12 protein-coding genes and 2 pseudogenes are annotated in these 24,239 nt (G+C 73.3%); 4 read left to right on the plus strand and 10 right to left on the minus strand.

The window, feature by feature from the left end; all coding sequences use genetic code 11:
• Positions 1-5 precede the first annotated feature (5 nt).
• Genes ACZ4FV_RS31435 through ACZ4FV_RS31470 form a run of 8 tightly spaced genes read right to left on the minus strand, consistent with a single transcriptional unit; the run spans position 6 to position 17,523 of the window.
• The gene (locus tag ACZ4FV_RS31435) at positions 6-1,928 is read right to left on the minus strand and encodes a N,N-dimethylformamidase beta subunit family domain-containing protein (protein WP_465323830.1); all 1,923 of its coding nucleotides are present in this window, start codon (positions 1,926-1,928) and stop codon (positions 6-8) included.
• Positions 1,925-3,388 (minus strand): condensation domain-containing protein, encoded by a 1,464-nt coding sequence (locus ACZ4FV_RS31440; RefSeq protein ID WP_402232443.1) that lies wholly within the window; start codon positions 3,386-3,388, stop codon positions 1,925-1,927. The genes ACZ4FV_RS31435 and ACZ4FV_RS31440 overlap by 4 nt, the downstream gene beginning before the upstream one ends.
• Positions 3,381-3,647: a phosphopantetheine-binding protein gene (locus ACZ4FV_RS31445; protein WP_395859154.1), complete on the minus strand. Its 267-nt coding sequence runs from the start codon at positions 3,645-3,647 to the stop codon at positions 3,381-3,383. The genes ACZ4FV_RS31440 and ACZ4FV_RS31445 overlap by 8 nt, the downstream gene beginning before the upstream one ends.
• A complete protein-coding gene (locus ACZ4FV_RS31450; RefSeq protein WP_402232446.1) occupies positions 3,644-3,862 on the minus strand; it encodes an MbtH family protein in 219 nt (72 codons plus the stop codon). The genes ACZ4FV_RS31445 and ACZ4FV_RS31450 overlap by 4 nt, the downstream gene beginning before the upstream one ends.
• Positions 3,859-7,062, minus strand: coding sequence for a non-ribosomal peptide synthetase (locus ACZ4FV_RS31455; protein ID WP_465323831.1), 3,204 nt, complete (start codon positions 7,060-7,062; stop codon positions 3,859-3,861). The genes ACZ4FV_RS31450 and ACZ4FV_RS31455 overlap by 4 nt, the downstream gene beginning before the upstream one ends.
• Positions 7,059-8,573 (minus strand): class I adenylate-forming enzyme family protein, encoded by a 1,515-nt coding sequence (locus ACZ4FV_RS31460; protein WP_395859157.1) that lies wholly within the window; start codon positions 8,571-8,573, stop codon positions 7,059-7,061. The genes ACZ4FV_RS31455 and ACZ4FV_RS31460 overlap by 4 nt, the downstream gene beginning before the upstream one ends.
• Positions 8,570-14,155, minus strand: coding sequence for an amino acid adenylation domain-containing protein (locus ACZ4FV_RS31465; RefSeq protein ID WP_465323832.1), 5,586 nt, complete (start codon positions 14,153-14,155; stop codon positions 8,570-8,572). Before ACZ4FV_RS31465 ends, ACZ4FV_RS31460 begins: the two co-directional genes overlap by 4 nt.
• Complete coding sequence (locus ACZ4FV_RS31470) at positions 14,152-17,523, minus strand: amino acid adenylation domain-containing protein (protein ID WP_465323833.1); 3,372 nt, start codon at positions 17,521-17,523, stop codon at positions 14,152-14,154. The genes ACZ4FV_RS31465 and ACZ4FV_RS31470 overlap by 4 nt, the downstream gene beginning before the upstream one ends.
• Before the next feature lie 446 nt (positions 17,524-17,969).
• Between ACZ4FV_RS31470 and ACZ4FV_RS31475 the strand changes: the two genes are divergently transcribed.
• Positions 17,970-19,130, plus strand: a complete 1,161-nt coding sequence (locus tag ACZ4FV_RS31475; protein ID WP_402232454.1) for an FAD-dependent oxidoreductase — start codon at positions 17,970-17,972, stop codon at positions 19,128-19,130.
• 148 nt (positions 19,131-19,278) lie between these two features.
• On the opposite strand, the gene ACZ4FV_RS31480 is transcribed toward ACZ4FV_RS31475, so the two are convergent.
• Complete coding sequence (locus ACZ4FV_RS31480) at positions 19,279-20,190, minus strand: imine reductase family protein (protein ID WP_402232455.1); 912 nt, start codon at positions 20,188-20,190, stop codon at positions 19,279-19,281.
• A gap of 94 nt (positions 20,191-20,284) precedes the next feature.
• Here ACZ4FV_RS31480 and ACZ4FV_RS31485 point away from each other — a divergent pair.
• Positions 20,285-20,635: pseudogene (locus ACZ4FV_RS31485) on the plus strand (winged helix-turn-helix transcriptional regulator); the annotation flags it as partial.
• Positions 20,636-20,689: 54 nt separating this feature from the next.
• Positions 20,690-21,028 (plus strand): annotated as a pseudogene (locus tag ACZ4FV_RS31490) (transposase); the annotation flags it as partial.
• Positions 21,029-21,083: 55 nt separating this feature from the next.
• Here the strand turns inward: ACZ4FV_RS31490 and ACZ4FV_RS31495 are convergent.
• Positions 21,084-22,322, minus strand: a complete 1,239-nt coding sequence (locus ACZ4FV_RS31495; RefSeq protein ID WP_395859162.1) for an ROK family transcriptional regulator — start codon at positions 22,320-22,322, stop codon at positions 21,084-21,086.
• Between the two features lie 227 nt (positions 22,323-22,549).
• Between ACZ4FV_RS31495 and ACZ4FV_RS31500 the strand changes: the two genes are divergently transcribed.
• Positions 22,550-24,025 (plus strand): APC family permease, encoded by a 1,476-nt coding sequence (locus tag ACZ4FV_RS31500; protein ID WP_395859163.1) that lies wholly within the window; start codon positions 22,550-22,552, stop codon positions 24,023-24,025.
• The last annotated feature ends 214 nt before the right edge of the window (positions 24,026-24,239 follow it).

Raw genomic sequence — 24,239 nt, forward strand, 5'->3', positions numbered from 1 at the left:
CTCCTTCACCCGGGCGCGGGCCCGGGCGCAGCCGCCGGCACCGGTACCGCGGCCCGACGTCGCACCCGCGCTCCCGGCGCGGTGGCGATCAAGCTCCCCGCATGACCGGTCAACGCCCGGACCGTGCCCGGTTCCGCCGGCTCCCCGGCCAAGGGGGCGAACCCGGCGCCGCCGGTCACCGGCGGCCTGGTGGCCAGTCGGCCGTTCCGATCGGCCGCGTACAGCCGTCCGTTCATCGCGGTGAGCGCGATCGCGCCGCCCGCCGAGCCGAGCGCGCGCCACGGGGCCCGGACGTCCGGGTCGGTGGGCAACTCGGCGGCGGACACGTGGTGCAGTGTGTCGTCGGCGGATACCGCGAACAGGCCGCCGTCGCACAGCGCGAGCGCGATCGTGTCGGCGGGCAGGCGGGCGACCGGGGTCCACGGCGCCGGCCGGGTGACCGGGGCGCGGCGCAACAGCCGACCGTCGGCCGTGACCGCGTACAGCACCAACGGCAACGGGCCGGACGCCTCGCGCGCCGCGGCCAGCGCCACCACCGATCCGGCGATGCCGATCGCGCGCCACGGCAGGTTCTGCCCGCTGACCTCGCGGCAGACCAGCGCGCCTTCGGTGTCCACCCCGAACAGCACGTCCTCGCAGGCCGCGAGGGCGCGGATGTCGCCGGTGGGCCCGATCACCTCCCACTGCGGTTGCCGGTCGGCGGCCAGTCGGTCGAGCACGTTGCGGGTGACCCGGTCCACCACCGGATCGGCCAGCGCACTGCCCCAGTTGATGGTGCCGGCGTTGAACACCGTGCCCGCGCCCAGCCGGAAGGTGCCCATCACCGCGTCGCCGCCCTGCCCGTAGCGGGCCCAGTGCCGCAGGTCGGCGGTGGCCAGCACGACGAAGGTCGGTGGAGTGCCGTCCCGCCCGGTGGCCCGCGGGACGCCGCGGCTCCAGTCCAGTTCGGCCGCGTCCGTCTCGTAGCCCAGCGCGCCCTGGGCGAACTTGTCGCCGTCGGCCAGCCCGGTGCCCGCGAAGACCCAGTGGTCGGTGAACCGGGCGATGTAGGCCTCCTCCCGGATCACCTTCATGCCCTCGCCCCACGCGCCCGCGCCGCGTCGGAAGCTGAGGCCGGTCATGGTGTTCTCCGGCCGGTTGACCGGCGCGCTGGACCACTCGACGGTGACCCGCTCGGGATCGATCGCCGACATCGGGTCGGCGACCGCGTCGCGATGGCACACCATGGTGCGGCCGTCGTCCTCCAGGCGCATCTGCCACCACGCCGTGTTTCCGGCGAAGATCGCCAGGTTGCCGCCGCCGCGGACGAAGTCCTCGACGGTGTCCCGCTGTTCCCGCGACCAGTACTCGTCGTGCCCGTTGATCACCAACAGCCGGTAGTGGGATAGCAATTCGTCGCCGCCATGCAGGTCCAGGCCGGAGCAGAACTCGACCGGTCGGCCGGTCGCGCGCAGCCAGCGCAGCAGTCCCTCCTCCCAGCGTTCCGGCGGTGGTCCGCCGCCGGGCCGGTCGAAGCCGACCCGTGCGGCGCGGTCCGGCTGTTCGGCGTAGTACAGGCCCTGCCCGGGCACGCCGGAGCGGTTGTACGCCTGCCAGGTGGCGAACGGCACCGACACCAGGATCGGCGCGCCCGCCCCCGGCCGCGCCGCGCGCACCACGAACCAGGCCTCGTGGTCCAGGGGTTCGACACCGGCGAGCGGGGTGCCGTCGTCGAACACGGCCCGATAGAGCGAGCTGGGCCAGTCGTCCGGGATCTCCAACTCCCACATTCCACCGTCGACCCGGGCGTGCGCGAGCACCCGCTCGGTGGTCGCGTCCACGACGGTGACCTCGCCGCGGACCTCGCCCCCGTCGGTGCGGGCGAGGTGGAAGCGCAGCCGGCCGCCCGCGACCACGGACGTCGCGCCGGCGTACGCCAGGATGCTCATGCGACCGGCTCCGCCACACGCTCCGCGAAGCCGGTCAACGCGCCGATCGGCAGCTCCCGCCCACCCGCCGCGCGGACCAACAGGTCCTCCAGCGCCACCAGATGCGCCTCCAGCGCGTGCACCGGCAGGTACGCCGTGTCCCCGGTGACGCTGACCACCAGCGCGTCGCCCTCGGCGACCACGTGCATGCAGTACCGGCACGCGATGAACTCGTGGCCGCCGGCCGGTTCGACCCGGCTGTGGGTGCGCGCCGCGTCCAGTTCGGCGGTGGTGGGCGCGGGCCCGGCCGCGGGCGGCCGATCCACCAGGCGCATGTCGTTGAAACAGCAGAACGGCCGGATCGGGGTCCCGCGTTCGGCCGCGATCCGATGCATCAGCTCGTTCCACCGGTCCGGGTCGTAGCCGGCGCTGCGGTACGCGCGCAGCGAGGCCTGCCACGCGGCGGGCAACAGGTCGGTGAAGCGCGCGGCCGGGTCCAGGTCCAGGACGAACAGGCCCTCCTGGGACAGGGTGGCGACCAGGTCGCGGCTGTCCGCGCGGAACCGGTTGGCCACGATCGGCAACATCACCGCGGTGTCCCGCCCGCCCGCGCGCGCGGCCAACACGGCGGCGCCCGCGAGCAGTACGGCGGATGGGCTGATCCGATGGCGCACCGCGACCGCGTCGGTGGCCCTGGCCAGCGCCGCGGACACCAGGCGCACGGTGCGAAAGCGCGGCGCGGCGGGTTCGGCGATCACGTCGGCGAACACCGTCGGCGCGATCCGCCGGTAGTGCGTCTCCCAGTGCGCCAGCGCCGATTCGCCGCGGCGCAGGCCGATCGTCGAGGACTGTTCGTGGGCCAGGTCCAGCGGTCCGGCCGAGGTCGGGCCGCCGGCCGAACCGCGCCGGATCAGCAGCCGCAGGTCGCGCACCAGCACCTCGACGCCGTGCCCGTCGGTCGCCACATGGCACAGCGCGAGCGCCACATAGCGCACTCGGCCGTCGTGCACGATCAGACCGACCCGGATCGGCCAGGCGCCGAAGTAGTCGAAGCGGGTCGCCCCCAGCCGCTCGGCCACGGCCGCCGCGACGGTGTCGGCGTCCTCCAGCAGCGCCGCCTCGATCACCTCCACGGACAGCGCGCCCACCGGGTGCCGCACCTGCCGGGGTTCGCCGTCGGCGGCCACCAGCCGGGTCCGCAACGCGTCATGCCGCTCCATCAACCGACCCAGCGCGGCACTCGCCCGGGCGACGTCCACCGGTCGACCACGATCGGCGATCGGGAGTACCCGGGTCATGTTGAAGTAGTGGTCGCTGGGTGCGGTCCGCCGGATGGCCTGCCAGATCGCCCGCTGACCCCACGTCAGCGGCGCCTCGACCGGGCCGTCGGCCGCGACCGCGAACGGCGCCGACACCCGATCGGCGCTCGCGACCGGATCCCCGCCCGCGACCCGGGATCTCGGCGCGCCGGTGTCAACCATCACCCACCGCCGCGCCGTTTCGGGCCAATCGCTCCACCAGAGTGTCCAAGTCCTCGACGAAGTCGAGGTCCGCGTCCAGGTCGAAGAACACGTCGAACTCGCCCTCCAGCGCGTCGATCAGCCGCAGGAACGTCAGCGAGCTGACCCCCGCCGCGGTCAACGAGCCCTCGTTGTCCAGCACTTCGCGCGCGCTGACCTCGCCGCCGCTGACCTCGGCGATCAGCGCGGCCACCCGCTCGCGCAGCGCCCCCGCGCTCACGCCGCGTCCCCGGCCAGGCGCCGGCGCAGGCTCAGCGGGCGGATGTCCGGCCAGACCCGGTCGATGTGCGCCGAGCACTCCTCACGGGTGCCGACGAATCCGGTGGGCACCCACCCGGCCGGCGGATCGGTGCGCAGCGGCCACAGCGAGTGCTGCTCCTCGTCGTTGACGACCACGCGGTACTGGCCCTCGGTGCTTGCGGTGTCGGTGCTCATCGCTGCTGCTCCTGGAGTTCGCGGATGGCGTCCGTGACGCCGGTGACGGTCGGGGTGTCGAAGAAGACGTCGAGCGGGACCTCGACGCCGAGCCGCTTGCGGATGCGCGCGGCGATCCGGGTGATGGTCAGCGAGTGGCCGCCGAGGTCGAACAGGTCCTCGTCCACGCCGATGTCGTCCAGGCGCAGCACCTCGGCCCAGATCGCCCGGACGGTTTCGGTGACCTCGTCGGCGGGCGCGCCCGGGGTGCCCGCGGGATCGGCGGGGTCGATCGGCTCGGGCCGGGCCAGGACCGGCTCGGGCAGCCGGGCGCGGTCGAGCTTGCCGTTCGGGGTGAGCGGGAAGGCGTCCAGCACGAGGAAGGTGTTGGGCACCATCGCGGGCGGCAGGGTATGGGCGAGGTGGGCGCGCAACCGGTCCGACGCCACCGGGGGACGGCCGGGCTCGGGCACCACGTAGCCGACCAGGCGGGCGTGTTCGCCGTCCGCGTCCAGCAGCCGGACCGCGGCTTGGGCGATGTCCGGGTGCGCGGCGAGCAGGGTCTCGATCTCGCCCAGTTCGATCCGGTGCCCGCGCAATTTGACCTGGGCGTCCGTGCGCCCGACGTAGTCCAGTCCGCCGCCGGGCGCGTGGCGGACCAGGTCGCCGGTGCGGTAGAGCCGGCTGCCGGGCGGCCCGAAGGGGTCGGCCACGAACCGCTCGGCGGTCAGCCCGGGGCGGCCCAAGTAGCCGTGCGCGACGCCGTAGCCACCCAGGAACAGCTCGCCCGCCAGACCCTCGGGGACCGGATGCAGCCGGGCGTCGAGCACGTACGCGCGGGTGTTGGCCAACGGGAGGCCGATTCCGGGCGGCGCGTCACCGGCCGACTCGGCGTAGGTGGACCACACCGTGGTCTCGGTGGGGCCGTAGACGTTGATCAACCGGCCCACCACACCCCGCAGTTCGGTGGCCAGCGGGGCGGGCAGCGCCTCGCCGCCGGTGATCGCGGTCAGCCCGGGGCGGTGCAGCCCGGCCGCGAGCAGCACCCGCCAGCCGCTGGGCGTGGCCTGCACGTGGGTGATCGCGTAGCGCTCCAGCAGGGCCAGTTGCGCGGGGCCGTCGCGGTGTCGGTCGTCGGCCACCAGCACCACGCGCGCGCCGGTGATCAGCGGCAGCAGCAGTTCGACGGTGGAGATGTCGAAGGACAGCGAGGTCAGTCCGAGCCAGCGGTCCGCGGAGGTGGCGCCGAGCCGGTCGCGCATGGTCGCCAGCAGGTTGGCCAGGGCGTGGTGCGGGACCTCGACGCCCTTGGGCCGGCCGGTGGAGCCGGAGGTGTAGATGACGTAGGCGGGGTCGCCCGGTTCGGGGCGGGTCGGCGGTTCGACCGGGCTGCCGGGTTCGGGGCCGAACCGGTCGGGGCCGTACAGGTCGGGCCCGGTCAGCGTCGGGACGTCGGAGGGGGTACCGGCCGGTCGCGCGCCGTCCTCGGTGACGAGCGCCGCCACGCGCGCGTCGGTGCGGATGAAGGCGAGCCGTTCGGCGGGGTAGCCGGGGTCCAGCGGCAGGTAGGCGGCGCCGGCGGCGAGCACGCCGAGCACGGCGGCGACCTGTTCGCCGGTGCGCGGCAGTTCGATGCCGACAAGGTCGCCCGCGCCGATCCCGGCAGCGCGCAGCCGGTCGGCGAACACGTAGGCGGCCGAGGCCACCTGACGGTAGGTCAGGAACCGTCCCGCGCACACCACGGCGACCGTGTCCGGGGCGGCCGAGGCCCGTGCGGCGAACAGGTCGACGACGGTGTCCCGGGCCGGGTAGGGCGTGTCGGTGGCGTTGTCCGCGTGCAGGACGCGGACCAGTTCGCCCTCGGGCAGCAGCGGCAGGTCGCCGATCGGCAACTCGGGGTCGGCCAGCGCGGTGGTGAGCAGGGTGGTGAAGTGACCGGGGATGCGCGCGGCCACGCCCGGCGCGAACGCGTCGGTGGGGACGTGCAGCGCGCCGTCGATGCGATCGCGGCCCTCGACCAGTTGCAGATGCGCGGTGTTGCGCGCGGTCGGCGGCAGCACGATCCACTCGACCCGCACCTCGACGCCGGGGAAGACCGGTTCGATCGCGCGGGTGCGCCGCCGGTAGCTGACGGTCAGCTCGGTCAACGCGGTCCTGGGGCCGAGCCCGCGCACGGTGTGGCTGTAGGGCACGTCCCGGAAGGCGTACAGGGCGCGCAGTTCCGCGCGCAGTTCGCGGGCGAACGCGCCGAATTCCTGCTCGGCGCCCGGTCGTGAGGAGACCGGGAGTTCGTTCACGAACAGACCCACCCGGCGGATGTCGGCCGGGGCACGGGTGGACAGTTCCACCGCGGTGCGCACGCGTGGGTTGCCGTAGCGGAACAGCAGCGCGTGCCAGGCCGCGAGCAGCAGTTCGAAGTGGGTGACGCCGAGCCGTAGCGCGGCCTCCTCCAGCGCGGCGACCGATCGGGGCCCCAGGGTGAACGGCACCGTGACGCCGGGCGCGGGTTCGCAGCCCGTGCGGGTGGTGGGCAGCAGGCCGGGCAGCACGGCCCGGCCCGGCTCCTCGCGGTGCCGGGCCCACACGGCGGTGGAGTCCGTCTCGGGTCCGGTCGGCGCCGCGCCGGCGGCCTCGATCGTTTCCGCGAGCGCGCGTGCGTCGACCGCCGTGCCGGCCGCGGCCGTGCCGTCCCGGGCCGCGCGATAGGCCCGGGCCAGGCCCGCCACCACGATTTCCTTGGACGTCCCGTCGAAGACCACGTGATGCGCGATCACCACCAGCGTGTGCCGGTCGGGGGCGAGGGAGAACAGCGTGAAGCGCGCGAGCGGTCCGACGTACAGGTCGAAGGGCGCGGCGAGTTCGGCGCGGATCAGCGCGTCGATCGTGGCGTCGTCGGCGGGCGCGCGCCGCATCGGCGCGGGCGTGGCAGGCACCAGACCGGGCGTGCCGTCGGCCTCGCCGACCGCCGACGCCAGGACCGGGTACCGGGCGACGGTGGCCGCGCACGCCGTTTCCAGTGCGGCCACGTCCAGCGGGCCGTCGAAGCGCAGCAGTACCGAGAGGTGGTAGGCGGACTCGGCGGGCAGCGTGCGCTCGGTGACCCACACGCCCAACTGAGCGGCGGAAAGCGGCACGAAGGGCAGGGATGCGGCGAGCGGTGCGGTGGTTCGCGCGCCTTCGCCCTCGGTGGTCGGAGGTATCTGATCGTTCGTCACAGTCATGGTCGGACCTCGTCGTCCAGGAGCCGGCGCAGCTCACGCTTGAGGATCTTGCCGCCCTCGTTGCGCGGCAGGGATTCCCGGAACAGCACGAGTCCGGGAAGTTCGTGTGCGGCGAGGCGCTCCATCAGGAACACCCGCAGCTCGGTGGCGGTCAGATCGCCCCGGGGCACCACCGCGGCCGCGACGGTCGTCCCGAGCACGGGATGCGGGACGCCGAAGGCGGCGGCGTCGATCACCCCCGGGTGTTCGTGCAGGGCGTCCTCGACCTGCAACGTGGACACTTTGTACGCGCCGGACTTGATCACGTCCCGCTCGCGATCGACCAGGTACAGGAAACCGTCCGCGTCCAGGTAGCCGAGGTCGCCCATGCGCACCCAACGCCCGGAGAAGACCGCGGGATCGTTGTCCTCGCCGTAGTAGGAGCGCGGTGTGGTCGGCGAGCGCAGCCACACCTCGCCGGTCTCGCCGACCGGCAATACCCGGCCCGCGTCGTCGGTCACCCGCAGGTCGCGCAGCGACGCGGGTCGCCCGGGCGAGTCGGGGTGTTCGGGGTCGAAGAGCATCGTGGTCTGCGCGGGCGCTGCCTCGGTGGAGGTGTAGTAGTTCACGATCTGGGCCTGCGGGAACAGTCGCGACAGACCCAGCGCGACGCTCTGCGGCAGTGCGGCGGCGGTGGAGCCGAGCAGGCGGACCCCGGAGAGGTCGTAGCGCCGCACGGCGTCCGTACCGAGCAACTCGATCGCCATCGCCGGGACCACGAACACGCTGCCCACCGCGTGCCGTTCGATCAGTCGGGCGAAGTGGCCGGGGGTGAAGCGCGGTGCGGCGATCGCGGTCGCCTTGGCGTCCAGCGCGTTGATCAGCATGGTCTGCCCGGCGTTGGTGCCGACCGGGAAGGCGTGCAGGAAGTGCGCCGAGTGGCCCAGCGGGCGGCGCCGCGCGTCCAGCGTGCAGCCGTGCGCGAGGTTGGCGTGGGTGGCGGCCACGCCCTTGGGGGTGCCGGTGGTGCCGGAGGTGTACAGGATCTGCGCGAGGTCGCCGGGCGCGGGCGCCGGGAGTTCGCTGCCGGGGTAGGTCTCGATGTCCTCGACCGGCGCGGTCCAGGCTCCGGTGCCGGCGTCGGGCGGGGTCAGTTGCGCGCGGTGCAGCACGGCGGAGGCCCCGCTGTGTCGCAGCAGGTGTCGCACCTCGGCGGGCGCGAGGCGATCCGACATCGGTACCGCGATCGCGCCGGCCCGCTGTACGCCCAGGTAGGCGGTGGCGTAGTCGATCCAGTCGCCGTTGCCGTACAGCAGCGCGACCCGGTCGCCTGCGGCGACGCCGCGGGTGCTCAGCCCGGCGGCGACCGCGTCGGCGCGTTCGTGCCAGGAGCCGAAGGTCAACTTCTCCCGGCCGCTGAGGATCGCCGGGCGCTCCGCTTCCAGCTCGGCGCGGTGGGCGAGCAGCGCGGACAGGCTCTCCGGGGCCCGGCGCGCGGCCGGGACCGGGCGCGGGCGGGTGCTGGTGCTCATCTCGACACCTCCGCGAGAGCGGGCGCGGATTCGGCGGCCTTGGCCCGGAGCCGGCGTTCGCGTTCCTGGATGCCGACCTCGTCGTCGGGCGGCGCGTCCGGCACGTCCCGGTCGAATCGGGCCAGCACCGGCAGCCGCAGACCGATCACCACCATCGCGACCATCGCGGCGCCGAACACCAGGTACACCAGACCGATGCCGCGGCCCTCGCCATGCCCGATCACGGTGCCGACGGAGCCGGCGAGCGGTCCGTCGTCGGCCATCAACGGCTCGAACAGCCTGGCGCCCAGCGGGGCGATGATGCCGTGTCCGATCGGCAGGGTGGACCACGCGACGAGCGTGTTGAGCGCGAACACCCGGCCGTGGAAGCGTTGCGGCACCTTGACCTGGACGATCGTCGTGTAGACGCCGTTGACCAGGGACAGCGCGCAGGACATCCCGAACGCGCCGATCCCCACCACCCACAGGCTCGCGTGCAGCCCGGTGAACGCGGACGCGCAGGCCAACCCGGCCGCCAGCCACAACATGCCGCGCAGTCGTTGCCGGCGCGGGCCGCCCCAGAAGCCCATCGCGATGCCGCCGACGATCACCCCGGCGCCGGCCGCCATCGACACGCGTGCGGCGCCGCCGAGCGAGTCGAAGGACAACACCAGCGGCGTGGTCAGTAGGAACAGCGGGGACAGGAACAGGTTCAGTACGGCGAACCACAACAACATGGCCCGAAAGCCCCGGTGTCGCCAGGAGTAGGTGAAGCCGTGTTTGATCTCGGCGGTGAGCGACTCGCGTCGACGCCAGGGCAGCGTGCGCGGGAACCGAACGCACGTGATGATGGTGATCGCGACCGCGTAGCTGACCACGTCCAGGATCAGGATGCCGCGCAGGCCGATCCCGGCCATCAGCCCCACGGCGACCAGCGGCACCACGAACTGGGCGACCCCGCCCGCCATTTGCACGATGCCGTTGGCGTGGCCGAGGTATTGCTTGGGCACCAGTTGCGGCACCGCCGAGGCGTAGGCCAGGCGCTGGAAGGTGAGTGCCATCGACAACGAGCCGAGCAACACGTAGATGTGCCACGGGTGCAGGTTTCCCGTGGTCAGCAACAGCAACAGGGCGCCCTGGGTGCCGCCGGCGGCCACATCGCCGGCGAGCATCACCTTGCGTCGGTCCAGCCGGTCCACGATGGCGCCGGCCAGGGGTCCGATCAGGATTCCGGGCAGCATGCCGATGACCGCGTACAGCGCGAACCGGCCCATCGAGCCGGTCTCCAGGTAGATCCAGATCGGCAGCGCGAACTCGGTCAGCGCCGAGCCGGTGATGGACACCAGTTGGCTGAACGCCACCAGCAGGAACCGGCCCATCCCGGGCTGGGGTTCACGCGTGGCGGAGTCCTTGGGCCGGTCGGGCCCGCGGGGTGGTCCGGCGGCGCCGTGGAACCACCAGGGCCCGTCCGCCTCGCGGGTGGGCAGCGCGTCGGTGTCCTGGGCGATCAGCGCCGGATGCACGCGGGTGATCACCTCGGCCAGGTCGTTCGCGCGGTGCTTGAGGAAGAAGTGGCCGGCCTCGTCGAGCATCACCAGCGCCACCCGATCGGCGATGGCGCACCACTCGCGGAAGCGTTCCTGGTGGAAGTCGGCGGCCGGGTCGCGGTCGCCCATCACGGACACGATCGGGGCGCGCAGTCGGGGCCGGTCGTCGGACAGCGCCTCGGTGAAGTACTCCTCGGCGGCCACCGAGTCCCGGCGCATGTTGCCGATGATGAACTTCATCTGGTCGGCGTCCAGGTCCGCCATGTCGGCGCCCATCGAGGTCAGCCAGTTGACGTAGACCCGGTCGCCGAGCAGTGGTTCGAGCGCGGCCACCTTGCTCAGCGCGCTCAGCACGCGGCTGCGCGGGCGCGCGAAGGGGAACTGTGCGCCGATGTACACCGCGTCCAACTCGCGTCCCGCCGCCTCCAGTTGACGAGCAACCGCGACGATCAGCGCGCTGCCGACGCCGCAGTGGCCGTACAGCGCGATCGGCCCCTCCACCCGCTCCTGGATCTCGGCGACGATCCCGGTGGCGAGCTCGTCGAAGGGGAGCCGCTCCTGGGTGACGCCGACGTCGTGTCCGGGGATCGCCACCGACCACAGGTCGTGGGTCTCCGGCAGCGCGTCGGCGAGCGGTTGGTACACGACGGCACTGCCCCCGCCGTATGGCACGCAGACCACGGACAGGGTGCGGTGCCCGTTCGGTACGGGGTTGCCAAGCCGGTACAGCAGCCGGGCCGGGCCGCGTTCGGCCTCGGAGAGGGTGGACAGTGCGGCGATCTCGCGGATCGTCTTGTGCGTGAAGACGTCCATCACGCTGACCGCCCGGCCGCCGATCTCCGGGAGTTGCCGGCGGGCGCGCGCGACCACCTGGGTGGCGAGCAGCGAGTGGCCGCCCAGGTCGAAGAAGTCGTCGTCGACGCCGACCTCGGGCAGCGCGAGCACATCGCACCAGATCCCGGCGAACAGCAGCTCGGCCGGTGTGGTGGGCGGTGCGTCGGCGGCGCCCTTGGAGCGGCGGGCCGCCGGCGCCGGCAGCGCCTTGCGGTCCAGCTTGCCGCTGGGAGTGAGCGGCAGCGCGGGCAGCGCGACGAACGCGGCGGGCACCATGTAGTCGGGCAGGATGCGCTTGAGCGCGTCCCGCGCGGCCTCGGCGTCGAACCCGGCGTCGAACCCGGCGTCGGTCTCGACGGTCTCGAACCGGGTGGCGTCCGGTTCGGCCGGATCGTGGGCCGGGACCACGTAAGCGGTGATGCGCTTGTCCCCGGGGGTGTCCTCGCGCACCACCACCGCGGCCTCGTCGATCCCGTCCCGGGCCCGCAACGCGACCTCGATCTCGCCGAGTTCGATCCGCAGCCCGCGCAACTTGACCTGTCCGTCGAGCCGGCCGAGGAAGCCGAGGGTGCCGTCCGGGCGCCACCGGACCAGGTCGCCGGTGCGATACAGGCGGGCGCCGGGCGGGCCGAAGGGGTCGGGCACGAACCGCTCGCCGGTCAGCCCGGGGCGGCGGTGGTAGCCCAGCGCGACCTGCACCCCGCCCAGGTACAACTCGCCGGGCGTACCCAGTGGCGCGGGCCGCATCGCGTCGTCGAGCACGTACACCCGGGTGTTGTGGATCGGTGCCCCGATCGGCACGGTGGTGATCGGCCCCGCGCACTCCCACGCGGTGACGTCGACGGCGGCCTCGGTGGGCCCGTACAGGTTGGCCAGCGCGCAGTCCGGCAGCCGCTCGCGAAACGTCCGCACGGCGTCCGGCGGCAGTTCCTCGCCGCTGCACACCACACGCCGCAGGGACGCGCAGCGTTCGACGTTCTCCTCGGCCAGGAACACGCTCAACATCGCGGGCACGAAATGTGCCAGGGTGACGCCCTGTTCGGTGATCACGTCGCGCAGGTAGGCGGCGTCCTTGTGGCCGCCGGGGCGGGCCAGGACCAGGCGGGCGCCGGTGGTCAGCGGCCAGAAGAACTCCCACACCGACACGTCGAAGCTCGCCGGCGTCTTCTCCAGCACCGCGTCGGCGGCGGTGAGCCGGTAGGTGTCCTGCATCCATGTGACGCGGTTGACGATGCCGCGATGGGTGTTCGGCACGCCCTTGGGCCGGCCGGTGGAGCCGGAGGTGTAGATCAGGTACGCGACATCGTCGGGCGCGGGCGCGACGTCGGCGAGTTCGCCGGGCGCGGGGGCGGGCCAGTCCGCGAGGTCGTCCACGGGCAGCACGCGTGCGGTGCAGTCGGCGGGCACCGGCAGGCGTCGGTGGGTGAGCAGTACCCGGGCGCCCGAGTCGGCGAGCATGAACGCGAGTCGCTCGGCCGGGTATTCCGGGTCCAGCGGGGTGTACCCGGCGCCGACCCGGAGCACGCCGAGCAGGGCGGCCACCAGCTCGGGGGAGCGCTCGGCGCTGACCGCGACCAGGTCGCCGACCCGCACGCCCTCGGCCCGCAGTCGGTGCGCCACCCGGTCGGCGGCGGCGTCGAGTTCGCGATAGGTCCAGGCGCGCCCGTCCAGTGTGACCGCGACGGCCTGCGGGGTGCGGGCGATCTGCGCGGCGATCAGGCTCGGCAGGGTGGCGTCGGCAGGCACCGGCGCGGTGGTGTCGTTCCACCGGGTCAGCATCGACTCGCGCTCGTCCGGGTCCAGGCCGTCGAGGGTGGACACCGGGACGTCCGGCCGGTCGGCCAGCACCGCGAGCAGCCGGCCCAGGTGGCGGCCCAGGCGCGCGATGGCGGCCTCGTCGAACAGGTCGGTGTTGTAGTTGAACGCGCCGCGCAGCCCGTCCGGCCACTCCATCAGGAACAGTTCCAGGTCGAACCGGGTGCCCCCGGCCTGAATGCCGAACGGCTCGGTGGTGAAAGCGCGTTCGGGTTCGGCGGCGTTCGCGGTTGCGTAGTTCTGTACGGCCAGCACCGCCTGGAACACCGGTGAGCGGGTCACGTCGCGCTCAACGTTCAGCTCGGTGACCAACTGCGCGAACGGCAACTCCTGGTGTGCGTAGGCCTCCAGGCAGGTCTCCCGGGTGCGGTCCAGAAGTTCGGCGAAGGTCGGGTCGCCGTCGGTGCGGGCGCGCAGCGCGAGCACGTTGACGAACATCCCGACCAGGTCCTCGACCTCGGGGTGCGGCCGACCGGCGACCGGGGAGCCGACCGCGAAGGCGCGCTGTCCGCTGTGCCGGGCGAGTACGAGTTGGAAGGCGGCGAGCAACACCATGTACACCGTCGCGCCGCGCTCGCGGGCCAGCGCGCCGAGCCGGTCCAGCAGTTCGCGATCGACCTCGAATCCGTATCCGGCACCGTCGAAGGTCTGTCGGGCCGGTCTGGGTCCGCGCGTGGGCAGTTCGAGCGGTTCGACGCCGGCCAGTTCGGTCCGCCAGTACGCGGTCTCGCGCGCGAGTGCCTCGCCGGTCAGCCGCTCGCGTTGCCAGATCGCGAAGTCGCCGTAGGAGACCGCGGGTTCGCCGAGCGGTGCGGAGGTGCCCGAGGTGTGCGCGGCGTAGCCGGCGAGCACGTCGCGGATCATGATCTCGCTGGACCAGCCGTCGCTGACGCTGTGGTGCACGGTCAGCAGCAGTACGTGGTCCCGCGGCGCCAATCGGATCAGCAGGGCCCGGAACAGCGGGCCCTCGGCCAGGTCGAACGGCACCGCGATGGCGGCGGTGACCAGCAGGAGCGCCTGCTCCTCGTCGGCCGCCTCGACGCGGGTGAGCGGGACCGGCGCGGGCTCGGCGATGTCCAGGTGCGGCTGCCCGTCCTCGTCCACCACGTAGCGCGAACGCAGCGTCTCGTGCCGGGCGGCCAGGTCGGTCAGCGCCCGGCCGAGCGCGTCGGTCTGCAACGCACCGCGCAGGCGGCGCGCGATCGGAATCGTGTAGGCCACCGTTCCGGGCGCGAACTGCTCCATGAACCAGAGGCGTTCCTGGGCGTAGGACAGCGGGGGGACGGTGCCTTCCGGGCGGCGCGGGATGACCGGACCGGAGTCGGCGCGTCTGCGCAGCCGCCGCTCCAGGAGTTCGCGTTTGGTCGCGGAGAGCGTGGTCGCGCGTGTCGGGGATTCCGTGCTCATGGCTGCGGACGGTTCCTCTCGCCGGTGAGCAGCCGCTCGGCGGTGTCGTCGTCCAGGGCCTCCAGGTCGGCGACCAGGAGGTCTTCGACGGCCGCGGCGAACCCGGCGAGGGTGCGGTGGGTGAACAGCGTGCGCAGCGGCACGGTGAGGTCTGCGGTGGCGGCGATCCGGGCGACCACGCGGGTGGCCAGCAGGGAGTGGCCGCCGAGATCGAAGAAGTCGTCGAGGGCGCCCGCCTTGTCCAGCCCGAGCACCTCGATCCAGATCTCGGCGACCAGTTCCTCGGCGGCGGTGCGCGGTGCGAGGTAGCCGTGCGCCTGGTCGGCGCGGCGGTCGGGGGCGGGCAGCGCGCGGTGGTCGAGCTTGCCGTTGGGGGTCAGTGGCAGCCGGTCCAGCCGGACCAGCGCGTCGGGGACCAGATGCGCGGGGAGCCGGCCGGCCAGGTCGGCCCGCAGTTCGGGTACGGACAGGCCGGCGGTGGTGACGACATAGCCCACCAGGGCCTGCTCGCGGGCGACGACCGCGGCCTGGACCACGCCGGGGCGGGCGAGCAGGGCGGCCTCCACCTCGCCCGGCTCGACCCGGTGGCCGCGCACCTTGACCTGCGCGTCCAGTCGGCCGAGGAACTCCAACTGCCCGTCCGGGCGCAGCCGGACCCGGTCGCCGGTGCGGTAGCGGCGGGCGCCGGGCGGCCCGTCGGGGTCGGGCCCGAAGCAGGCTGCGGTGGCGGCGGGGCGGCCCAGGTAGCCGTGCGCGACGCCGGCGCCGCCGATCAGCAGTTCGCCGGCCACGCCCGGCGGGACCGGGTTGCCGTGCGGGTCGGCGACGACCAGGTGCGTGTCGCCGATGGGGGTGCCGATCGGCGGCCGGCGGTCGGTGTCCGCGGGGCCCAGGTCCGCGGTGGTCGCGATGATCGTGGTCTCGGTGGGCCCGTAGGAGTTGACCAGGCGCACCCGATCGCCGAACCGGGCGCGCCAGGTCGCCACGGCGCCGGGCCGGACCTGGTCGGCGCCGAGGATGAGCAGGCGCAGCGCGGCCGGCCAGGCGATGGTGTCGGCGCCGGTCTCGACGAGTTCGTGCCAGTAGGGCGTGGGCAGGTCGAGCACGGTCACGTCGTTCGCGCCGCCCTCGGCGAGCACGTCGGGCAGCGTGGCGTCCGGGTCGGGCAGCACCAGGGTGGCGCCGGCGGCCAGGCACGGGTAGAGCTCCTCGGCGTGCGTGTCGAAGCTGAGCGACGCGCTGTGCAACACCCGGTCGTCGGCGCGGATGTGATAGCCGCGCCGCATCCACCGGACCCGGGTGGCGAGCGCGCCGTGCGGGACCAGGACGCCCTTGGGCGTACCGGTGGAGCCGGAAGTGTAGATCACGTACGCGGGGTGCTCCGGTGCGATCTCGACCGGCTCGGCGGGCGTCCCGGTGTTCGCGGTGTGCGTGGGTGCGACGGTCGCGTGCTCGGCCGGGTCGGAGGACGTCGTGGTGTGCGTGGGTGCGAGCGCGTGCTCGGCCCGGTCGGCGAGCGCCTCGCCGTCCGTGGCGTCCATGCGTACGACCCTCACGTCCTCCGGCAGCCCGTCGGCGTGCGCGCCGTCCGTGATCACGACCCGGGTTCCGCTGTCGGCGAGCATGAACTCCAACCGGGCGGCCGGGTATCGGGGGTCCATGGGGAGGTACGCCGCGCCCGCGTGCCACGCGGCGAGCAGGGCCACGATCGCGTCCGGGCCGCGCGGGCACAGCACGCCCACCAGCGCACCGGGGCGCACGCCGACGGCGCGCAGTCGGGTGGCCAATGTGCGTACGCGCCGGTCGAGTTCGCGGTAGGTGACGGTCCCGTCGGGGGTGCGCAGGGCGATCCGGTCGCCGGGTACACGGGCGATGGCGGCGGGCACCGGCTCGACGGGCTCGACGGGGCCGCTCGCCGGGGCGGGGTGCGGGCGCAGTTCGCGCAGCCGCGCGCGGTCCGGTGCGGTGAGCAGCGGCAGCAGGTGTACGGGCGTGTCCGGGTCGGCGAGCGCGCCGCGCAGCAGGATCTCCAGGCGCTCGGCAAGATCGGCCACGCTCGACGCGTCGAACAGCGCGGTGCGGTAGCCGAACACGGCGATCAAGTCGTCGCCGTCGCGCCGGATGTCCAGCGAGAGGTCGAACTTGGCGGCCCGATGCCCGCCGTCCTCTTCCGCCGAGGTCAGGTCGGCGAAGCGGTGCGCGGGTCCGGTGTCCTGGTCCTGGGTGTGCACGGTCAGCAGGGTCTGGAACAGTGGCGCCGGGGCGGCCGGATCGCGGTCCACCCGCAGTTCGGCGAGAAGTTGTTCGAACGGGATGCGGTCGTGCCCGTAGGCACCGAGCGCCGTCTTGCGGGTGCGCCGCAGGAGTTCGCCGAAGGTCGGCTCGCCGCGCAGGTCGGCGCGCAGGACCAGGGTGTTGGAGAAGTAGCCGATCGGTTCCTCGTGTTCGACCTCGCCGCGTCCGGCGATCGGCGCGCCGACGGCGAAGTCGCGCTGCCCGCCGTGGCGATGCAGCAGGGCCTGGTAGCCGGCGAGCAAAATCATGAACGGGGTGCACCGTCGGGTGCGGGCGACGGTGTCCAGGAGCGGGCCGATGCCGGCGACGCGGCGGGTGTGGAAGTCGGCGGCGGAACCGGTGTCGGCGGTACGCGGTCGGTCCGACGGCAGTTCGAGCGCGGGCAGGTCGGCCAGTTGTCGGCGCCAGTAGTCGATCGCCCGGTCGGTGTCCGGGTCGGCTTCGCGCTGGCGGGCGGCGTACTCGGCGTAGGAGGGCAGCGGCGCGAACACCGGGTCCACGCCGTCGCGGTGCGCGCTGTAGCGCAGTTCGAGTTCGCGGCGGAGCAGGTTGAGCGACCAGCCGTCGGCCAGGATGTGGTGCAGCACCACGCACAGCACGTGTCGGGTCGCGCCGAGCCGGATCAGGGTCACCCGCAGCGGTGGAGCGAGCGCGAGGTCGAAGCCCGCGTTGACCCGCGCGGCGAGTACCCGGTCCAGGGACCGGTCGGCGCCCGGGCCGCTCAGGTCGACGGTCTCGATCGGCACGGGGCCGGGGGGTTCGATCACCGCGACCGGGCGGCCTTGATCGTCGGGGAATCGGGTGCGCAGCGCGTCGTGTCGGGCGACGACGCCGTCGAACGCGGCGCGCAGCGCGTCCGGCCGGAGCGGACCGGTGAGCCGCAGCACCCACGGGATGTTGTAGGCGGCGTCGCCGGGCTCGAACCGATCGAGGAACCACAGCCGTTCCTGGCCGAAGGACAACACCCCGGCGCGCGGCCGGCCGGATGTGCGGGCGGACGCGGTCGACGCGATCCGCTCCGGGTGCCCGGTCGGCTCGATCCGCGCCCGGGAAAGCGTTCGTTCGTCGTCCATCTCGACCCCCTCGCCGGCATCGCCCCAGGGACGTGCGGCGCCGACCGAACGGCCGTCCCGTCATCCCGTTTCCGGGGCCCGACGCGGGCGTCGTGCCCCGGCACGGCGGCGCGTCGGACGACCTGACGTCACCCGATCGAAGTCCGCCCCCGTGGCGTGCGTCGGCCACGCTAGGAGTGCCATCGACAAGGTGTCAATGGTCTATACCAAATCGAATATTGGTCCAGACCTCGAAGCAAGCGGAACCCGCCCGACCGGGCCCGGAGACCAACCGGGTGTTCCTCGATCGCGGCGCTCGCGCCGGCCGGAAATCGCCGGTATGTCGGTCGTGCGCGCGGTCCGTCCGCGGCGGTGTGGGAGCGAACTCGCGGTGCGACGGGGATTGTTGCGCCGGTACCGCTCCCTTAAAGTGTCTATCCGATTACTTTGGGTAATGGAGGTCGTCGATGATTCGGCCGTCGGAAACCGCGGATGTCGTGGTCGTGGGTGGCGGCGCGATCGGTCTCGCGTCCGCTGTCGAGGTCGTCGCCCGAGGGCGATCGGCGCTGGTGCTCGATCGGTTCGGAATGTCCAACGACCGGGGCGGCTCGGCCGGACTGGAGAGACAGTGGCGCATCCAGTACGCCCAGGAGCACTGGAGCCGACTGGTCCTGGACACCGTGCCGCTGTGGCGCAGGCTGGAGGCCGCCGCCGGGCGCCCCCTGGTGCACCCGACCGGAAGCCTGTGGCTGGGCCGGTCCGACGAGGCCGGCGCTCTCGACGAAATGCACGCCGGCGCCGAGGTGTTGACCAGCCTGGACGTCCCCTTCGAGACGATGTCCGCGGCCGAGCTCGGCACCCGGTTCGGTCTCGCCGAACTACCCGGCGACTACCAGGGGTTGCACCAGGCCGACGGCGGGGTGATCGACGTCAAGGGCACCCTGGACACCCTCATCCACCTCGCCCTGGGCGCCGGCGTGCGGATCCACGAGTACGAACCGGCCCTCGCCATCGAACCCGACGGCACCGGTGTCACGATCCGCACCGAGCGGACCGACTACCGCTGCGACAGCGCGATCGTGACCTCGGGGCCGTTCACCAACGATCTGCTGGGCCCTCTGGGCTGTGCGCTGGACCTGCGTGTGTTCGAACAGAGTTCGGCCTACTTCACCCGGCGCACCCACGACACCGACTACCCCACCTGGTACGCCTTCGGGGCGTTGACCGACGGCGGTGCGTGCCACGGCTACGGTCACAACCCGTGGACCGGCAGCGACCTGATCCGGGTCGCCCCGGACGCCGCACGGGAGTTGCCCGATGCCGAGCACGCCACGGCCGTACCGGACGCCCGGAGGATCCGCAACACCGCCGACTGGGTGCGCAGCCACCTGCCCGGCCTGTCGCCGCACCCCGTACGGCGCGGCACGTGCCTGGCCGCGCTCCCCCTCGACCCGGAGCGGCAGTTCTTCCTGGGTCCGCTGCCCGCCCGGGTGCCGAACGGGGAACGGGTCGTGGTCCAGGCGGCGGGCTGGGCGTTCAAGTTCGCACCGATGTTCGGCCGGATCTGCGCGGACCTCGCGCTGGACGGAGCAAGCGTGCACCACGCGCCGCAGCTCGAACTACCGTGAGCGGTGTGCTCGAAATCGACGCCGAGCGGCGATATTCGGCCGGCGCCGACCCGGACCGACCCGAGGCCGGGTGACCCCCGCGCGCCGCGCCGCCCGGCGCCGGGCCCGGAGCGGTCAGGCGGGCCGCGCGGCGCCCGGCCCGGATCGGTCAGGCGGTGAGCAGATCGATCAGCCCGGTCGTGCTCTCGTCGCCGTGCCCGTCGGCCAGCCGGCGCTCCATCAGGGCCAGGTAGGGGAGCAGCAGTTCGGTGCTGACGCCCTGCTCGGCCGCGGTGCGCAGCAGCGTCGGCGCGACCGCGACCTGCATGGCCAGGGTCGAGGCCACCCCCGAGCGGTAGTCGCCGCTCTCCAGTTGGGCCGCCGCGCGGTGCGCGGCCGGTGCCATCGCCACGAGCCAGTCGGTGAGCAGCGCGGCGAAAGCACCCGGCGCGATGTCCTCGCCGCGGATCAGCGCGAAGGCGTGCGAGATGCCGGCGAACATCGAGGTCATCGCGCTGAGCAGGGCCACGTCGTGCAGCGCGGCGAAGCCGGGGTCGGCGCCCACGTACCCGGTCGCGGCCGGTACCGCCAGCGTGTCGCGGTGCGCCGCGAACAGTTCCCGCGAACCGCTGTACAGGACCGAGCCGCCGGCGCCGGGTACGCCGATCATCGGCGGGATCGCCAGCACCCCGCCGGCCAGGAACCGGGCCCCGCGCTCGGCGGCCCACGCGGCGCCGGCGCGGGCCTCGGCGGGCGTGCCGGTGGTGAGGTCGACCAGGTCCTTGCCGGCCGGGTCGACGCCGGCCAGCGTTGCGCGCACCGAGGCGTGATCGAGCAGGCAGACCACCACCAGATCGGCCGCGGCGACCGCCTCGGCGGCGGTTGCGGCGAGCGTCGCCCCGGCGGCGACCATCGGTTCGGCCCGACTCGGGGTGCGGTTCCACACGGTCAGCGGATGCCCGGCCTCCAGCCAACTGCGCGCCAACGCGCCGCCCATGGCACCGAGGCCGAGCAGGGCGAGTGGGGTCGGGCCGGCGGTGTCGGTGCCGCGCGGATCGGTCGGGGAGAGGTTGGATTCCATGCCGAATAGGCTGGTCGCAGCCGCCGAGTCGAACAAGTACGCACTTCGGGGTGCGTGCGCCGGCGGACCCGGGCGCACGGGCGAAGGGAGCGACATGGCGAGCGCACGCAGGCCGGGAGCGTACGTCTGCGGCACCGACGCGGCGATGGACGTGGTCGGCGGCAAGTGGAAGGTGCTGATCCTGTGGGCCCTGGACGAACACGCCTGCCGGTTCGGCGAACTGCGCAGGCTGGTACCCGGAATCACCGAGAAGGTACTCGCGTCGCATCTGCGCGAGCTGGAGCGGGACGCCATCGTGCACCGCGAGGAATACGACGAACTGCCGTTGCGCGTCGAGTACTCGCTCACCCCGCTCGGGGCGTCGCTGAACGAGGCGCTGCGCCCGCTCGGCGCGTGGGGGCGGGCCCACCTGCTCGGCGACGCGCCGCACCCCGGGGCCGACGCGGACCGGCTGATCGTCTTGTCGGTGGTCGGCGAGCAGGGGGAACTCGCGGACGCGGAATGGGCGTTGCTCGCCCCGTTGCTGCCCGACGGCACCCGCCCGGGCGGTCGGTGGCGGGGGCACCGCCAAGTCGTCGACGGCGTGCTGTTCCGCTTCCGGACCGGAACCCGTTGGCGTGATCTGCCCGGCAGGTTCGGTCCGTGGCGTACCGCGTACGCCCGACACCGGCGTTGGTGTGCCGACGGCACCTGGGCCGCGGTCCTGGCCGCGCTGCACGCCCGCCTCGCCGAGACCGGCGTGGACGCGGGCGAGACACGCGTGTTGCGCACCCTGATCGGCCGGCTGGGCGAGGTGGCACGCCGACCCACACCCGCCCGGACCGACGCAGGCGCCTGAAGTCGGCTCGGTCCCACGCGGGACGCCGTGGTGGGCCCCGAGCTTCGCGGCCCGCTCAGCCCTGCGCCATCGTGTGGTGCGCGAACACCCGGTCGCGGGCCGTGGAGACCGCCGTGGCCACCGCGCCCAGCAGCACCGCCTCCTCGCCCAGGCCGCTCGCCGTCACCCTGGGCCGCAGTGGCGTCAACTCGTGCAGTTCGGCGGTCATCGGGGCCAGCAACAGATCGGCGTTGGCGCCGATCCCGCCGCCCAGCACCACGAGTTCGGGATCGAGCACCGCGGTGACCGCGGCCACCACGTGCGCGAGCCGCTGCGCCTCGTGCCGCACCGCTCCCGCGGCCGGCTCCACCCCGCGCCGGGCCGCGTCGAACACGCCCTTCGCGGTGAGCGGTCCGGTCATCCCCAGCGCCCGCGCGCCGCGTACCACGGCGTCGGCCGACACCGCGTCCTCCAACATCCCGCGACGCGGCACCGGCGCGCTCGCCCCGTGCCCGACCCGGTCCGAGGGACGCGGTGACAGCGGCAGGAAGCCGATCTCGCCGGCCGCGCCGGAGGCTCCGGGGAACAGCCGTCCGTCGGCGACGATGCCCATGCCCAGACCGGTCCCGACGGTGACGTACACGAACAGCGGACAGCCCACGCCGGCCCCGCTGTGGTACTCGCCCAGCGCGGCGAGGTTGGCGTCGTTGACGATGTCCACCGTGGTGCCCAGCGCGGTCTCCATCCGCCCGCGCAGTCCCGGGCGACCCCACCCGGGCAGATTGACCGCGTAGCGGATCCGGTCGGCCGCACGGTCGTACACGCCCGGACAGCCGATCACGGTGTGGACCACGGCGGTCGGTGCCAGGCCCGCGTCGGCCACCACGGTCCGGGCCAGGTCGGTGGCGGTGGCCAGCATGGTCGCCGACGTGCGGGCCCGGTTGTGCCGGTCCTGCCGGGCCAGCAACCGGCCGTCCAGATCGGCGACCGCGACCCGGATCCAGGACCGCCCGACGTCGATGCCCACGACATAGCCCGCGGTCGGATCGGGCTCGTACAGCAGCGCGGCCCGACCGCGCGCGCCGGTCTCCAGTCCCACCGCGCGGACCAGCCCCGCGCGCTCCAGTGCCTCCAGCGCGGTGGACACGGTGGGCTTGGACAGGCCCGTGTCGCGGGCGAGTTGGGCGCGCGAGATGGGCGCGGCGGCGCGTACCCGGTCGAGGAGTACGCGCTCGTTGATGCTGCGCAGCACGCCCCGGTTCCAGTGCGCCACGGCGGGTGGGTCGTTTTCCGGTGGGATCCCACCTGAGGTCATCGGCTCTCCGTCAGTGGTGTCGAGGTGATCGCGCCACTGTAACGGCCATGGAAGGGCAAAGATGTGGGCCGGATCCGGGCTCACCCTTGACGAGGATTAGTTAAGGAATTTTACTTTACAAACCGGTGGCGCCACGCGCCGGGTCGCACCACGAAGTTCCCTCCTCCGCACGCCCGTTCGAGCCCTCGGTGTCCCTCCGGGGGCCTCCCCTGTTCTGGAGGTTCACGGTGAGCGCCGGCCCAAGAGCGACCACGCCCGAGGGCGGATTCGTCCGCCGGATCGGCCTGTTCCAGGCGACCGCGATCAACATGAGTCAGATGTGCGGCATCGGACCCTTCGTCACCATCCCGCTGATGGTCGGCACTTTCGGCGGTCCGCAGGCCATCCTCGGCTTCCTCGCCGGCGCCCTGCTCGCCCTCGCCGACGGCCTGATCTGGGCCGAACTCGGCGCGGCGATGCCCGGCGCCGGCGGCACCTACATCTACCTGCGCGAGGCGTTCCAGTACCGCACCGGCCGGCTGATGCCGTTCCTGTTCGTGTGGACCGCGATCCTGTTCATCCCACTGATCATGTCCACCGGCGTGCTGGGCATGGTGCAGTACCTGCAATACCTGTGGCCCTCGATGTCGCAGACCGAGGGGGATCTCGTCGGCGTCGGCGTGGTGATCCTGGTGGTCCTGCTGCTGTGGCGCAGGATCGAGTCGATCGGCCTGTTGAGCAGCGTCATGTGGGTGGTGATGCTGATCAGCGTCGGCGCGGTGATCATCGCGTGCTACACGAACTTCGACGCCGACCTGGCCTTCACCTACCCCGACGGCGCGTTCGACCTGGGCACCACCGGCTTCTGGCTCGCCTTCGTCGGCGGCCTCAACATCGGCATCTACGACTACCTCGGCTACAACACCACCGCCTACCTCGGCGCCGAGATCAAGACTCCCGGCCGGGTGCTGCCGCGCTCGATCGTCTACTCCATCCTCGGCATCATGGCGATCTACCTGATCATGCAGATCGGCGTGCTCGGAGTCACCGACACCGACACCATCTCCGGCTCCTCCTCGATCGGTTCGCTGGTTCTGGAGAAGGCGTGGGGCAAGGGTGCCGCGCAGACGGTGACCGTACTGATCCTGATCACGGCGTTCGCGTCCGTGTTCGCCGGCCTGCTCGGTGGCTCGCGGGTGCCCTACGACGCGGCCCGCGACCGGGTGTTCTTCAAACAGTTCGCCCGACTGCACCCGCGCCACCGCTTCCCGACGGTGGGACTGCTCACCATGGGCGTGGTGACCGCGGCCGGCTTCCTGATCGGCAATCACACCGACTTCAACACGATCATCGTGCTGCTCACCGCGGTGATGGTGATCGTCCAGGCGGTCTCCCAGGTCGCCGCGCTGATCGTGCTGCGTCGCCGGCAACCCGGCCTGGACCGCCCGTACCGGATGTGGCTGTACCCGGTGCCGGCTCTGGTCTCGCTGGTCGGCTGGATCGCGATCTTCTGCTACGCCGACAAGAACTCGCCCGGTCGGCATCCGATCGAGTGGGCGCTGGCCTGGGTGGCGCTGGGCTGCGCCGCGTTCGTGGTGTGGGCCAAGGTGGAACGCACCTGGCCGTTCGGCCCTCGGGAGATCGACGAGCGCTACCTGAACCGGACGGACGCCGAGGCCGGCACGGACGTCGTCGGCGCCGGCAACGTCGCGGAGCCCGCATGACGGCGCTCCACCGGGACCGGTCCGCGGGTACTCCCGACACTCCCGGTACCCCCGGCACCGTTCCCGGGGGGGGGGGGGGGGGGGGGGGGGGGCGAGGGGGGGGGGGGGGGGGGGGGGGGGGGGGGAGCCCCCGGGCCCCCCCCCCCCCCCCCGGCGGGCCACGGCGGCGACCGTGGCGTCCGGTTCGGTGAGCAATTCGGCGGCCAGGGCCATC

It is taken from the genome of Embleya sp. NPDC025285 (assembly GCF_055558835.1).

Excerpts from the sequence above, each read along its gene's own strand:
- ACZ4FV_RS31435 (WP_465323830.1), bottom strand. The coding sequence starts at position 1,928 with ATGAGCATCCTGGCGTACGCCGGCGCGACGTCCGTGGTCGCGGGCGGC.
- ACZ4FV_RS31440 (WP_402232443.1), bottom strand. The coding sequence starts at position 3,388 with ATGGTTGACACCGGCGCGCCGAGATCCCGGGTCGCGGGCGGGGATCCG.
- ACZ4FV_RS31450 (WP_402232446.1), bottom strand. The coding sequence starts at position 3,862 with ATGAGCACCGACACCGCAAGCACCGAGGGCCAGTACCGCGTGGTCGTC.
- ACZ4FV_RS31455 (WP_465323831.1), bottom strand. The coding sequence starts at position 7,062 with ATGACTGTGACGAACGATCAGATACCTCCGACCACCGAGGGCGAAGGC.
- ACZ4FV_RS31460 (WP_395859157.1), bottom strand. The coding sequence starts at position 8,573 with ATGAGCACCAGCACCCGCCCGCGCCCGGTCCCGGCCGCGCGCCGGGCC.
- ACZ4FV_RS31465 (WP_465323832.1), bottom strand. The coding sequence starts at position 14,155 with ATGAGCACGGAATCCCCGACACGCGCGACCACGCTCTCCGCGACCAAA.
- ACZ4FV_RS31470 (WP_465323833.1), bottom strand. The coding sequence starts at position 17,523 with ATGGACGACGAACGAACGCTTTCCCGGGCGCGGATCGAGCCGACCGGG.
- ACZ4FV_RS31475 (WP_402232454.1), top strand. The coding sequence starts at position 17,970 with ATGATTCGGCCGTCGGAAACCGCGGATGTCGTGGTCGTGGGTGGCGGC.
- ACZ4FV_RS31480 (WP_402232455.1), bottom strand. The coding sequence starts at position 20,190 with ATGGAATCCAACCTCTCCCCGACCGATCCGCGCGGCACCGACACCGCC.
- ACZ4FV_RS31495 (WP_395859162.1), bottom strand. The coding sequence starts at position 22,322 with ATGACCTCAGGTGGGATCCCACCGGAAAACGACCCACCCGCCGTGGCG.